Source organism: Stenotrophomonas sp. YJH_SMC_133 (genome assembly GCF_059370655.1).
This window is the reverse complement of record NZ_JCAFTW010000020.1, coordinates 1-13,327: the sequence shown is the minus strand read 5'-3', so window position 1 is coordinate 13,327 and position 13,327 is coordinate 1. Positions and strand designations below refer to the sequence as shown.

At 68.4% G+C, this 13,327-nt stretch carries 13 protein-coding genes; 6 read left to right on the top strand and 7 right to left on the bottom strand.

Annotated features, from left to right (window positions below):
* Positions 1-4: 4 nt before the first annotated feature.
* On the bottom strand, positions 5-790 hold the full coding sequence (locus tag AC5P78_RS20380) for a DsbC family protein (protein ID WP_065183701.1): 786 nt from the start codon (positions 788-790) through the stop codon (positions 5-7).
* A 100-nt stretch (positions 791-890) separates the two neighbouring features.
* Entirely contained in the window at positions 891-1,868 is a 978-nt protein-coding gene (gene xerD / locus AC5P78_RS20375; RefSeq protein ID WP_024958537.1) for a site-specific tyrosine recombinase XerD, read from the bottom strand.
* Positions 1,869-1,924: 56 nt separating this feature from the next.
* Here xerD and AC5P78_RS20370 point away from each other — a divergent pair, with 56 nt between their 5' ends.
* Positions 1,925-2,416, top strand: a complete 492-nt coding sequence (locus tag AC5P78_RS20370; RefSeq protein WP_033834373.1) for an RDD family protein — start codon at positions 1,925-1,927, stop codon at positions 2,414-2,416.
* 189 nt (positions 2,417-2,605) lie between these two features.
* Here AC5P78_RS20370 and lptG read toward each other — a convergent pair whose 3' ends face one another.
* A complete protein-coding gene (lptG, locus tag AC5P78_RS20365) occupies positions 2,606-3,712 on the bottom strand; it encodes an LPS export ABC transporter permease LptG (RefSeq protein ID WP_138970079.1) in 1,107 nt (368 codons plus the stop codon).
* Positions 3,709-4,791, bottom strand: a complete 1,083-nt coding sequence (gene lptF, locus AC5P78_RS20360; RefSeq protein ID WP_005408014.1) for an LPS export ABC transporter permease LptF — start codon at positions 4,789-4,791, stop codon at positions 3,709-3,711. Before lptF ends, lptG begins: the two co-directional genes overlap by 4 nt.
* Before the next feature lie 104 nt (positions 4,792-4,895).
* On the opposite strand from lptF, the gene AC5P78_RS20355 reads away from it, so the two are divergent.
* The 4 genes from AC5P78_RS20355 (at position 4,896) to AC5P78_RS20340 (ending at position 10,758) form a co-directional block, all read left to right on the top strand.
* Complete coding sequence (locus AC5P78_RS20355) at positions 4,896-6,377, top strand: leucyl aminopeptidase (RefSeq protein ID WP_164254931.1); 1,482 nt, start codon at positions 4,896-4,898, stop codon at positions 6,375-6,377.
* 82 nt (positions 6,378-6,459) lie between these two features.
* A complete protein-coding gene (locus AC5P78_RS20350; protein ID WP_005408012.1) occupies positions 6,460-6,885 on the top strand; it encodes a DNA polymerase III subunit chi in 426 nt (141 codons plus the stop codon).
* A 72-nt stretch (positions 6,886-6,957) separates the two neighbouring features.
* Positions 6,958-9,786: a valine--tRNA ligase gene (locus AC5P78_RS20345; RefSeq protein ID WP_164254933.1), complete on the top strand. Its 2,829-nt coding sequence runs from the start codon at positions 6,958-6,960 to the stop codon at positions 9,784-9,786.
* 150 nt (positions 9,787-9,936) lie between these two features.
* The gene (locus AC5P78_RS20340) at positions 9,937-10,758 is read left to right on the top strand and encodes an EamA family transporter (RefSeq protein ID WP_012479101.1); all 822 of its coding nucleotides are present in this window, start codon (positions 9,937-9,939) and stop codon (positions 10,756-10,758) included.
* A 104-nt stretch (positions 10,759-10,862) separates the two neighbouring features.
* Here AC5P78_RS20340 and rimI read toward each other — a convergent pair whose 3' ends face one another.
* From rimI to pssA, 3 genes are read right to left on the bottom strand one after another with little or no spacing between them, the layout of a single operon-like run.
* Positions 10,863-11,360, bottom strand: a complete 498-nt coding sequence (gene rimI, locus AC5P78_RS20335) for a ribosomal protein S18-alanine N-acetyltransferase (RefSeq protein WP_032964690.1) — start codon at positions 11,358-11,360, stop codon at positions 10,863-10,865.
* Complete coding sequence (locus AC5P78_RS20330; RefSeq protein WP_099527094.1) at positions 11,357-11,866, bottom strand: hypothetical protein; 510 nt, start codon at positions 11,864-11,866, stop codon at positions 11,357-11,359. The genes rimI and AC5P78_RS20330 overlap by 4 nt, the downstream gene beginning before the upstream one ends.
* A complete protein-coding gene (gene pssA, locus AC5P78_RS20325; protein ID WP_012479098.1) occupies positions 11,863-12,639 on the bottom strand; it encodes a CDP-diacylglycerol--serine O-phosphatidyltransferase in 777 nt (258 codons plus the stop codon). Before pssA ends, AC5P78_RS20330 begins: the two co-directional genes overlap by 4 nt.
* Before the next feature lie 80 nt (positions 12,640-12,719).
* On the opposite strand from pssA, the gene AC5P78_RS20320 reads away from it, so the two are divergent.
* Positions 12,720-13,094 (top strand): DUF4124 domain-containing protein, encoded by a 375-nt coding sequence (locus tag AC5P78_RS20320; RefSeq protein ID WP_060379973.1) that lies wholly within the window; start codon positions 12,720-12,722, stop codon positions 13,092-13,094.
* Positions 13,095-13,327 lie beyond the last annotated feature (233 nt).

Below are 13,327 nucleotides of genomic sequence, written 5' to 3'. Positions count from 1 at the left end.
ACGATCAGCGCTTGGCCGACAGTTTTTCCAGCGCCGCGCGCAGCTGCGCCGGCGGCAGGTAGCCCCCCAGCTGGGTGCCGTCCGGCGCGAAGATCGCCGGCGTGCCGTTCACGCCCAGCTGCTGGCCCAGTGCGTACTGCATCGCCACCGGGTTGGTGCAGTTCTTTGCCGGCACGCTGCCACCGCGCTTGGCGTTGGTCAGTGCCTGGCGGCGATCGGCCGCACACCAGACCGAGATCATGTCGGTGTAGTCCTTGCTGCCGAGGCCCATGCGCGGGAATGCCAGATACTCGACGGAGATACCGTTGCGGTTGAGCTCGGCGATGTCCTGGTGCAGCTTGCGGCAATAGCCGCACTCGATGTCGGTGAACACGCTGATGGTGTACTTGGCATTCGGCGCGGCGAACACGATGCGGTCGCCATGGTTGGCCTTGGCCAGCAGATCGCGACGGTAGCCGAGCAGGCCTTCGCTGTTGGCCGGGCCCTTGGCACGCGTGTCGTACGGCTGCGACTGGAACAGGTAGCGACCGTCATCGGACACGTACAGCAGCTGGCCGGAAACGACGACCTCGCGGAAGCCGGGGAACGGCGCGGCGCCGATGTAATCCACCTGGAAACCGGGGTTCAGCGCGGTCAGCGCGGCGCGTACCGCCTGGTCGGCGGGCGCATTCGCGGCCGGGCTGGCCTTGGCCGCAGCAGCGGCGGGCGCCTTGGCGGCTGGCGGGGCCGGCTGGGCGCAGGCAGTCAGGCTGAGCGCACCGAACACGGCGGCGATGGCAAATCGGAGCATGGAGCAGTCCGCGACAGAAGAAGACCCCGGATTCTGACACAGCCACCGGCACCGGGCCGCGACGCCGCGCACCGCCCGGGGCCGGGGTTCAGGACACGGCTCAGCCGCGCGGATGATGCCGGGCGTGCAGTTTCTGCAGGTGCTCGCGCGCCACCAGGGTGTAGATCTGGGTGGTCGACAACGAGCTGTGGCCAAGCAGCATCTGCAGCGCGCGCAGGTCGGCACCGCGGTTGAGCAGATGGGTGGCGAAGCTGTGGCGCAGGCCGTGCGGGCTGATCCGCGCCGGGTCGATGCCGGCCACCTGCGCGTGGCGCTTGACCAGGTGCCAGAACGCCTGCCGGGTCAGCGCATGCAGCGTCGGCTCGACAAACAATGGGGTCTGCCCATCGGCCAGCGCCTGCACCTTGCCCTTGCCGACCAGCAGCGGGCGCGATGCCTGTAGATAGCGCTCCAGCCAGTGCTGCGATTCCTCACCCAGCGGCACCAGCCGTTCCTTGCTGCCCTTGCCGGTGACCCGCAGCACGCCCTGGCGCAGGTTGACCGCGGTGGCCGGCAGCAGCACCAGCTCGCTCACGCGCAGGCCGGCGGCGTACATCAACTCCAGCATGGCGCGGTCGCGCAGGCCCAGCGGGCTGTCGATATCCGGCGCTGCCAACAGCGCGTCGATCTGGCTTTCGGCCAGCGCCTTGGGCAGCAATCGTGGCAGCTTGGGCGGATCCAGCAGCGCGCTGGGGTCCTCGCCGCGTTCGCCACGGCGCACGCCATCGGCGAAGAACGCCCGCAGCGCCGACAGCAACCGCGCATTGCTGCGCGGCGACCAGCCATGACGGGTGCGCCAGGCCAGGTAGTCGAACAACCCCGGGCGCTCGATGCCGGCCAGGCCACCATCGCGCCCATCCATCCAGCGCGCCAGCCCTTCCAGGTCGCGCCGGTAGCTGTCGAGGGTGGCGCGGGCCAGACCGTTCTCGGCCCAGATCGCATCGAGGAAGCGCTGGATGCGCATACTGTCGTCGGCGCGCAGTTCGGGCAGTTGCTGGACCAGCTGGCGGCGTTCGGCGGGGGTGGAAACAAGGGCCATGCGTGCAGGATACGAGGGCCACTGCGGATGCGGCCAGCATTGCGTATGCTCGGCGCATGTCCCGCCCCGCCATCGATACGGCCCCTGCGGCCACTACCGAGCTGCCCCGCCCGCGTGCATTGCTGCTGTGGCGCGTGCTGGCGATGGTCTACGACGCGCTGCCGGTGCTGGCGCTGTGGATGTTGGCCGGCACCCTGTTCACCCTTGCCTACACCTTCAGCGGCCACGCCCAGCGCGAGAACATCGCACCGTTCAGCGCCTGGCAGTGGCTGCTGTGGGCGGTGTGCTGGCTGGTCACGGGGTGGTATGCCACGGCCAGCTGGCGCCGCGGTGGGCAGACGCTGGGCATGCGGCCGTGGCGCTTGAAGCTGGAATCGAGTGATGGCGCGCCCCTGCGACGCACGCAGCTTTGGCTGCGCTTCGTGGTGGGCACGCTGTCGCTGCTGCTGGGCGGCCTGGGATTCTGGTGGGCATGGGCTGACCGCCAGCGGCTGACCTGGCACGACCGCGCCAGCGGCACCCGCCTGCTGCGCATGCCGAAGCGGTAACGCATCACCTTTCAATCCGATCCAGCGCGGCGCTTGTGTAGAGTCGAGCCGATGCTCGGTTGGCGGGCGGTGCGCGCAAAGCAGCCGAGCGTGGGCTATGCCTGCCGTCCTGGCCGGCACCCTTCAGGCCGTCGCCAGCGACGTTGGCAGCGGCTCCTGCCGCTACCTTCGGCTCTACAACAACGAGGATCAACCCGACTTGCGTCGGAACAGCAGTCCCGATATCGCCAGCATCACGATCGGCGGCAACGCATAGGCAATGCGGTAATCGAACTTCAACGCGCCGGCCATGCGGCCGAAGAACAGCTGCAGAAGCCAGAAGCCCAGCGCGAACAGGATGCCGAGGAACAGGCGCTTGCCCATGCCACCACTGCGCAGCGAGCCGAACGCGAACGGCACCGCCGCCAGGCACAGCGCCAGCACGTTCACCGGGTAGAACCAGCGGCTCCAGTACACATCCTCGTAGTCGCGCGCATCCAGACCGTTGCGCTCGCGGTATTCGATGCTGGTGCGCAGTTCGGCCACGCTGAGGTTGCGCGGCTTGGCGATGCCGGTGGCCAGCGCGCCAGCGTCCAGCTTGGAGTTCCACGGCTCGCGCGCCACTTCCTCGCGCGTGGCCGAACGTTCACCGAAGGTATCGCGGCGCACGCCGGTCAGCACCCAGCCGTCACGGTCATGCTCGGCCGTGTCCGCATGGGTCAGCGAGGCGATCCGACCATCCTCGGCGATGCGATACAGGCGCACGTCACGCAGGATCAACCGCGTGCCCTTGTCGCCCACCAGCTGCTCTTCGCCACCGGCGGCGCTGAGGAAGGTATCGCCCTCGCGCGCCCACAGGCCGGAATAGCGGGTGGTGGAGATGTCCCGCCCCCATTTGGCACTGGACTTCAGCGCATCGGCACGGTCCTGGCCCCAGGGGCCCAGCGTCTCGGCGCTGAGCACCATCACTGCGGTCAGCAGCGACAGGGCGATGGCCACCGATACGCTCAGGCGCTTGCGCGACAGGCCCAGCGCACGCAGCGCGGTCAGCTCCGAGGTCGCCGCCAGCTGGCCCAGGCCCATCAGTGAGCCGATCACCGCAGCGGTCGGGAAGAAGGTGTAGGCACGGCGCGGCACGGTGTACAGCACCCAGGCAGCAGCGTGGCCCAGCGTGTAGCCGTTCTTGCCGATGTCCTTGAACTCGCCGGAGAAGGCCATCACCACGTCCAGGCCCACCAGCACCGCCCAGGTCAGCAGCACGGTGGTGAACACCGAACGCCCCAGGTACAGGTCGAAACGCATCGGGCGCAGCCTCATGCGCGGGCTCCCTTCGGGCGGCCCAGGCGGCCATCACGTGCATACATCCAGATCGCCAGCGCCAGCAGCGGCAGGGTCAGCCACCACAGGCCAAGCGCAGGCGGAATCTTGCCGTTGGCGATCCAGCCACTGCCGATGAACATCAGGTTGGTGCCGACCATGTAGGCCATCAGCGCCAGCATCATCCGCCCGTAGCGCTGCTGGCGCGGCGAGCTACGGCCCAGCGGCACGGTCAGCAGCGCAAACGCCAGTGCGATCAACGGCGGGGCAAGGCGGCGATGCAGCTGTGCCTGCGCCTCGGGCCGGTCATCGCCGAACAGCTGCGTGGTCGGCATCAGTTCCGGATCATCACCGGTACGGGTCTGTGCACCGTCGGGCAGGGCCACATCATTGCGGGCGAAGGTGGCCAGGCGGTAATCCAGTCCCCCGGCCACCGGTCCTTCCACCTGGTGGCCATCATCCAGCTCCAGGAAGCGCTGGCGGGCGCCTTCGAAGAACATGCGCCCCCCTGCGGCGGACACGACTTCCAGGCGATCGTCCTTCTGCCGCTGCAGGAAGACCCGGCCCAGCTGGGTACCATCGGGCGAGATCGAGGACAGGTAGACCACGCCACCATTGGGCAGCTGGGTGAAGCGGCCCGGCTCCAGGCCCGCCATCAGCACGCTTCGATTGGCCTCGATGATCATCTGCTCGGCCACCCGGCCGGCCCACGGGCCCAGCCACAAGGAGCAGGCGCCGACCAGCGCCACCACCGGCACCACCAGCATCAGCAGCGGCCGCAGCAGGCGTTTGGGGCCCACGCCAATGGCAGTGATGACGGCCATTTCCGAGTCGCGGTAGAGACGGGCCACCGCCAGCAGCAGGCCCAGCATCAACGCCAGCGGCAGGATCAGTGGCAGGTAGGCGATGAACTGCAGGCCCAGCTGGGAGAACAGCAGCTTGGCCGGCAGGCGCCCGTCGGCGATGTTGCCGAGGATGTCCACCAGCACGCCGCCCACGCTGACCACCAGCAGGACGATCAGGGTAGCCAGGAAACTCTGGACGAAATCGCCCAGCAGGTATCGGTCGAGCTTCAGCATGGGGCGGTGGTTTAAACTCTGGGGTTCGTTCGCGGTGCCGCCCAGTCTACTGTCTGGGCGTAAACGGCCTGCGATTGTACGGACTCGCCAATGGAATCTGCTCAATGGCCCTCGAATTCACCCTGAACCACGTTGCTCCGGCCGCCGCCGCCGTTGATTGCCTGGTGGTCGGCGCGTATGCCGACCATACCCTGACCCCCGCCGCACAGGCCCTGGACGCCGCCAGCGGCGGCCGCCTGGCCTCGCTGGCCCAGCGCGGCGACCTGTCCGGCAAGACCGGCGCCACCACCCTGCTGCACGACCTGCCGGGCGTGTCCGCCCCGCGCGTGCTGGTGGTCGGCCTCGGTGACGCCGCCCGCTTCGGTGTGCCGCAGTACCTGAAGGCCGTTGGCGACGCCGTGCGCGCGCTGAAGGCGGGCGCTACCCGCAGCGCACTGTTCACCCTGTCCGAAGTGGCCATCAAGGACCGCGACGCGGCCTGGGCGATCCGCCAGGCGGTGATCGCCGCCGATCACGCTGCCTACCGCTACACCGCCACTCTGGGCAAGAAGAAGGCCGACGACGCCGGCCTGGCCCAGCTGGCCATCGCCGGTGACGACGCCCAGGCCCTGGCCCAGGGCCAGGCCATCGCCGCCGGTGTCGAGTTCGCCCGCGAGCTGGGCAACCTGCCGCCGAACTACTGCACCCCGGCCTACCTGGCCGAGGTGGGCGTGAAGTTCGCCGGTGAGCATGACGGTGCCGAGGCCGAGATTCTCGATGAGCACCAGATGGAAGCGCTGGGCATGGGCTCGCTGCTGGCCGTGGCCCGTGGTTCGGCCAACCGCCCGCGCCTGGTGGTGCTGAAGTGGACCGGCGGCGGCGGCGACGCCAAGCCGTACGTGCTGGTCGGCAAGGGCATCACCTTCGACACCGGTGGCGTCAACCTGAAGACCCAGGGCGGCATCGAAGAGATGAAGTACGACATGTGCGGTGGCGCCAACGTCATCGGCACCTTCGTCGCCGCGGTCAAGGCCAAGCTGCCGCTGAACCTGGTGGTGGTGGTGCCGGCGGTGGAAAACGCCATCGACGGCAACGCCTACCGCCCGTCCGACGTGATCACCTCGATGTCGGGCAAGACCATCGAAGTGGGCAACACCGACGCCGAAGGCCGCCTGATCCTGTGCGATGCGCTGACCTATGCGCAGCGCTTCGAACCGGCCGCGCTGGTCGACGTCGCCACCCTGACCGGTGCCTGCATGGTCGCCCTGGGCCACCAGACCGCCGGCCTGATGAGCAAGCACGACGACCTGGCCAATGAACTGCTGGCCGCCGGCGAGCATGTGTTCGACCGCGCCTGGCGCCTGCCGTTGTGGGACGAGTACCAGCCGATGCTGGATTCGACCTTCGCCGACGTCTACAACATCGGCGGCCGCTGGGCCGGCGCGATCACCGCGGGCTGCTTCCTGTCGCGCTTCACCGAAGGCCAGCGCTGGGCCCATCTGGACATCGCCGGCGTGGCCAGCGATGAAGGCAAGCGTGGCATGGCCACCGGCCGCCCGGTCGGCCTGCTGAGCCAGTGGCTGCTGGACCAGGCCGCCCGCGCCTGATGCCGTACCCGACCCTGGCCGGCCCCCGCTGGCCAGGGCTTCGCCCGGCACCGCCGGGCCCCTGCCTGACCCGGATCCTGCCATGCCCCGCGCCGACTTCTACCTGATCGCCAAGCCCCGCTTCCTGACCGAGCCGCTGCGCCTGGTCTGCGAACTGGCGCGCAAGGCCAACGACGCCGGGTTGTTCACCCTGGTGCTGGCCCGCGACCAGGCCCAGGCCGAGGAGCTGGACGAGCTGCTGTGGGCGTTCGACAACGATGCCTACATCCCGCACCAGATCGCCGGCGAAGACATGGACGAGGAAGAGGCCCTGGTGCTGATCGCCGTACCCGGCACCGACGCGCCGGCACGCCCGCTGGTGATCAACCTGCGCGATGAACCCTGGCTGGGCCAGTGCGAACGCGTGCTGGAAGTGGTCCCGGCCGATCCGGAAGCGCGCGAACCGCTGCGCGAACGCTGGCGCCAGTACAAGGCCGCCGGTTACGAGCTGAACAAGCACGACATGTAAGCGCGCCCCGGCCCCCTTGATGGGCCGCCGCCGCGCCCTGATCCTTCAACGATTACCTCCTGGTTCCCCCGCATGACCCAACTCGCCTCCAGCTACGACCCGAAGTCCTTCGAGACCGACCTCTACGAGGCCTGGGAGAAGGCCGGCCACTTCAAGCCGTCCGGCAAGGGCGAGCCGTACACCATCCTGCTGCCGCCGCCGAACGTGACCGGCACGCTGCACATGGGCCATGCGTTCCAGCAGACCCTGATGGACGCGCTGGTGCGCTACCACCGCATGCGCGGCTACGACACGCTGTGGCAGGTCGGTACCGACCACGCCGGCATCGCCACCGAAATGGTGGTCAGCCGCAACCTGGCGCTGGAAGGCAAGGGCGAGACCCGTGATTCGCTGGGCCGCGAAGGCTTCATCGGCAAGGTCTGGGAGTGGAAGCAGCAGTCCGGCGATACCATCGAGCGCCAGATGCGCCGCCTCGGCACCTCCGCCGACTGGTCGCGCAGCACCTTCACCATGGACCCGCAGCCGTCGGCGGCGGTCAACGAAGCCTTCGTGCGCTGGTACGAGCAGGGCCTGATCTACCGCGGCCAGCGCCTGGTCAACTGGGACCCGGTGCTGAAGACCGCCATTTCCGACCTGGAAGTGGAGAGCGCCGAGGAAGACGGCTTCCTGTGGTCGATCGCCTACACGCTGGATGAGGGCCTGAGCTACGAGCACGTCGAGCGCGATGCCGACGGCGTGGAAACCCTGCGCGAAACCCGCGACTACCTGGTGGTCGCCACCACCCGCCCGGAAACCCTGCTGGGCGATACCGCGGTGATGGTGCACCCGGAAGACGAGCGCTACGCGCACCTGATCGGCAAGAGCGTGGTGCTGCCGCTGACCGGCCGCCGCGTGCCGGTGATCGCCGACGACTACGTGGACCGCGCGTTCGGCACCGGCGTGGTCAAGGTCACCCCAGCGCATGATTTCAACGACTACGAAGTGGGCGTGCGCCACAGCCTGCCGATGATCAACCTGTTCACCCCGGTGGCAGCGCTGAACGAAAACGCGCCGGAGCGTTTCCAGGGTCTGGACCGCTACGCCGCGCGCAAGGCCGTGCTGGCCGAACTGGAAGACCTGGGCATCCTGGTCGAGACCAAGGCGCACAAGCTGCAGGTGCCGCGCGGTGACCGCACCGGCCAGGTGATCGAGCCGTACCTGACCGACCAGTGGTTCGTGAAGATGGACGACCTGGCCAAGCGCGGCCTGGAACTGGTCGAGGACGGAAGCATTTCCTTCGTGCCGCCGAACTGGATCAACACCTACCGCCACTGGATGAACAACATCCAGGACTGGTGCATCAGCCGCCAGCTGTGGTGGGGCCACCGCATTCCGGCGTGGTTCGACGAAGCCACCGGCAGCTGCTACGTCGGTCGCAGCGAAGAGGAAGTACGGGCGAAGCACAACCTGGGCAGCGACGTGGTGCTGAACCAGGAAAGCGACGTGCTGGAGACCTGGTTCTCCTCGCAGCTGTGGCCGTTCTCCACCCTGGGCTGGCCCAACGAGCAGGCCATGGCCGAGCGTGGCTTTGATCGCTACCTGCCGTCGTCGGTGCTGATCACCGGCTTCGACATCATCTTCTTCTGGGTGGCGCGCATGATCATGGCCACCGACAACCTGGTCGGGAAGATCCCGTTCAAGGACGTCTACTTCACCGGCCTGATCCGCGACGGCCAGGGCCAGAAGATGTCCAAGAGCAAGGGCAACGTGCTCGACCCGCTGGACATCATCGACGGCATCACCATCGACGACCTGGTCGCCAAGCGCACCGGCGGCCTGATGCAGCCGAAGATGGTTGAGAAGATCGAGAAGGCCACCCGCAAGGAATTCCCGGACGGCATCGCCGCCCACGGTGCCGATGCGCTGCGCTTCACCATCGCCGCGCTGGCCACCCACGGCCGCGACATCAAGTTCGACATGAACCGCGCCGAGGGCTACAAGAACTTCTGCAACAAGCTGTGGAACGCCAGCCGCTTCGCGCTGATGAACACCGAGGGCGCGGCGTTCACCGGCGTGCCCAGGCCGCGTACCGATGCCGAGCGCTGGATCCTCTCGCGCCTGGCCGCCACCACCGCCGAAGCGCAGGGCCATTTCGCCGCCTACCGCTTCGACCTGCTGGCGCAGTGCCTGTACGAGTTCGCCTGGAACGCGTTCTGCGACTGGTTCCTGGAACTGAGCAAGCCGGCACTGAACGGCGCAGACGCCGCCGACGCCGAAAGCACCCGCCACACCCTGCTGTACGTGCTGGAAGCGCTGCTGCGCCTGCTGCACCCGCTCACGCCGTTCATCACCGAACAGCTGTGGCAGCAGCTGGCCCCGCGCCTGGGCCTGGCCGAAACCACGCTGTCGCTGCGCCCGTACCCGACCGCCGCCGAGTTCGAAGGCGATTTCGCCCAGGCCGAGGCCGACGTGGAATGGCTGAAGGCGGTGATCAGTGCCGTGCGCCGCGTGCGCAGTGAGCTGAACGTCGCGCCGTCCAAGCTGGTGCCACTGCGCCTGCAGGCCGGGCTGGAGCAGGACCGCGTGCGCATCGAACGCTTCAGCGCCTCGCTGTCGTTCCTGCTGAAGCTGGACAGCATCCAGTGGCTGGCCGAAGGCGAAAGCGCACCGCCGGCCGCCGCCGCGATCGTGGGCGAGCTGAAGCTGCTGGTGCCGCTGGAAGGCCTGGTCGATCTCGATGCCGAGCGCGTGCGCCTGGACAAGGAAATCGCCCGCGTCGAAGCGGAGAAGGAAAAGAGCGAGACCAAGCTGGCCAAGTTCACCGACAAGGTGCCGCCGGCCGTGGTCGAGCAGGAGCGCGTGCGACTGGCCGACTGGAACACCCAGCTGGCCGGCCTGCGCGAGCAGCGCGCGAAGCTCTAAGCGCCGCGCTCTGGTGCGTGCCAACCAGGGTTGGCACCTGCCCTGCCCCGCTCTGGTGGGTGCGGACCTTGGTCCGCACTGAGCGATGTGCCAACCAAGGTTGGCACCCACCAAACCCGGAACATTTCCCCGGCATGGCATCATCGCCCGATGCCTCTTTCCATCTTCCTGCTGGTCCTCGCGGCTGCGGCCCTGCATGCCAGCTGGAATGCGATCGTCAAACGCGGGCCGGACAAGTTCCTCGGCACCGTGCTGGTCACCGGCAGCGCCGCGCTGCTGTCGGCGGCCGCCCTGCCCTTCCTGCCGTTCCCGGCCGCGCACAGCTGGCCCTGGCTGGCTGCGTCCGTGCTGCTGCAGGTGACCTACTACGGACTGGTGGCACGCTGCTACCAGCAGGTCGACATGAGCCTGGCCTATCCGCTGATGCGTGGCAGCGCGCCGATCCTGGTTGCGCTGGCCGGCACCCTGCTGGGCGAGCAACTGCCCCCGGCGGCGTGGCTGGGCGTGGTGCTGGTGAGCACCGGCATCCTGTGCATGGCACTGGGCGCACGTGGCGGCCAGCTGCGGCTGCCGCTGCTGACCGCGGCGATGATCGCTACCTACACCCTGGTCGATGCGCAGGGCGCGCGCCAGTCCGGTAGTGCGCTCAGCTATACGCTGTGGCTGTTCCTGCTGTCAGGCATCCCATTACCGCTGTGGGCGTTGTACACCCGCGGCAGCGCAGTGCTGGACTATGCGCGCCAGCACTGGCCGCTGGGACTGGCCGGTGGCGTCGGCACCACGGCGTCCTACGCGATGGCATTGTGGGCCATGACCCAGGCGCCGGTGGCGATGGTCTCGGCGCTGCGCGAATCGTCGATCCTGTTCGCGTTGCTGATCTCGGTGTTCCTGCTGCGCGAGCGGATTCCGCGCGCGCGCTGGCTGGCGGCGGCGCTGATCGTCGGCGGTGTGTTGGCACTGCGGCTGGCGTGAGAAAAGCGTGCCAACCAAGGTTGGCACCTACCACGGCAGGTGACGTGTCGATGACAGCGGAGATCCACCGGTAGTGCCGGCCGCTGGCCGGCAACCCTTCTCCGTTACAACGGCGGCATCGTCTGCAGGTCGCCGTCGACCAGTTCGATCGCCATCACCACCGCGTCTTCGCGGCCCTGTGCGGCCGGATAGTAGCGCGGACGACGGCCGATCTCGTTGAAGCCTTCGCTGTGGTACAGCGCCAGCGCCGGCGTGTTGGACGGACGCACTTCCAGGAATACACGCTGCGCACCGCGGTTGCCTGCCAGCTGCACCAGTGCGCGCAGCAGTTGACGACCCAGCCCACGCGACTGCGCCAGCGGATCGATGCAGATGTTCAATACATGTGCCTCATCGGCGGCAATGCTGAGCACGCCGTAGCCGATCAGCTGGCCATCGCGCTCCATCGCCAGGCCGGGATAACCGGCACGCAGGCAATCAACGAAGATGCCGCGGGTCCATGGGAACGGATACCCACGCACTTCAATCGCCATCACCGCATTGAGGTCGCTCTCGCGCAATGCGCGCAGGCTGACCGGGCCGGGCTGGCTGACCGCACTCATGGTGCGCCCCGCTTGCGCAGGGCGCGCAGTTGCGGCCACAACGCGCGCTTGGCGGCCGGGTCCTGACGCAGCTGGTCCAGCGGCCAGCTGTCCATCAGCGCCTGCGTGGCAGGGTCGTTGGGATTACAGCCGGAGGCACGCAGCAATGCGATCTGCAGGCGATCCGGGAGCCGCACCACCGGCTGCCGCGCACTGCCACCCGGCAGCGGGCGGGCAGCGGCGGGCGCGGTGTCCGGTGCGCTGACCGGGGTCTCGCGACGCGGCGGCACCGGGCGTTCCTGGCGGGAACCCGGTTTGGCTTCAACCGGAGGCTCGCGCGCGGGTGCGATTGGTGCCCGCACCTGCTCCACCGCTGGCGCGGCAGCCGCATCGGCTTCGGCCACGCTCAACTGCAGCGCGGCATCCAGCTCCGCAGCCAACTGGCCGTCGTGATAGACGGTGTAGCCCATGGCCTGCAGCCAGGCCTGCTGGGCCGGTGACCACAGCACGGGCAGTTCCTGGCTCACGCGGCCTCGGGCTTCTTGCGCAGGCGCTGCACGGCCCACATCACCGGGCCGGACAAGGCGTACAGGATGCCGACCGTGAACAGCACGCGCGGCAGATCAATGACCGCGATGGCGATGGCGACCGGCACCAGGGCCAGCACCAGGAACGGCACGCGGTCGGAACGGGTGCCCTTGGCGCCGCCACCCTTGAAGCTCCAGAAGCGGATACGGCTGACCATCAACAGCGCCGCGACGATCGTCACCGCCAGCGCCACGTAGCGCAGCTGGTTGCCGTCCCAGCCCAGGTTGCCATCGGCGAAGGCCCAGACGAAGGACATCATCAGCCCGGCCGCGGCCGGGCTGGCCAGGCCGACGAACCAGCGCTTGTCGACCACCGCGACCTGGGTGTTGAAGCGGGCCAGGCGCAGCGCCGCGCAGGCGGCATACAGGAAGGCCACGGCCCAGCCGACGCGGCCGAGCAGCGGGTCATCGAACTTCAGCCACGACAGCGACCAGTGGTACATCACCAGCGCCGGGGCCATGCCGAAGCTGACCAGGTCGGCCAGCGAGTCGTACTGGACGCCGAACTCGCTGCTGGTACCGGTCAGGCGCGCCACGCGCCCGTCCAGGCCATCCATCACCGCCGCCACGAACACGGCGATGCTGGCATTGACGAAATCCCCGTTGGCCGCGGCGATGATCGCGTAGAAGCCGGCGAACAGGCCGGCGGTGGTGAACAGGTTGGGCAGCAGGTAAATCGTGCGCGAACGCGGCGGCGGTGTGATCGGGTCCATGGAATCCAGTTTAATCGACTTGCCAGTGCTCGGCGCCAATGCTGCAATCGGCGTTCTACGCCCATTCCGCGGAGTTTGCCATGCGTGCCCTGTCCTGCCTTGGATGCCTGCTGCTGTTGGCCAGTGCCAACGCCGTGGCCGGCCCGGTCTATAAATGGAAGGACTCCCATGGCGTGACCCAGTATTCGGAGACCCCGCCGGCGGGCAAGAAGTTCGAGACCCGCGAACAGGCCCGCACCCCGCAGGCCGCGGCCAGCGCCGAGACCCCGGCCGCGCCGGTGCCGGAGCAGTGCAGCACCGCCCGTGCCAACCTGGCCCTGCTGGAAGGCTCCGGCCAGGTGATGCAGGACACCAATGGCGACGGGAAGGCCGATACCGCGTTGACCGCGGAACAGCGCAGCGCGCAGAAAGGATTGGCTGAAGCGGCCATCAAGGCGTACTGCCCGGCGGAGTGAGGGTATCGGCAGGGCTTGCAGCCCTGCACCTGCTTCAAGCAACGGCAACGTCAAATGCCAAAGCGGCTCTGGTTTTCTACTGGTTTGGCGGAGCGGTGTGGGCTGGCAGGACACGCCGTAAACCCCCCTTCCGGGGTCCGGCCCAGCCGCTGGCGGCTGTGCGTTCGGGCGCTTGCGAAGCAGTGCTTCGCAAGCAAAGCGCCCTCACCCCTGGGGGCTCGATGGCGCCATCC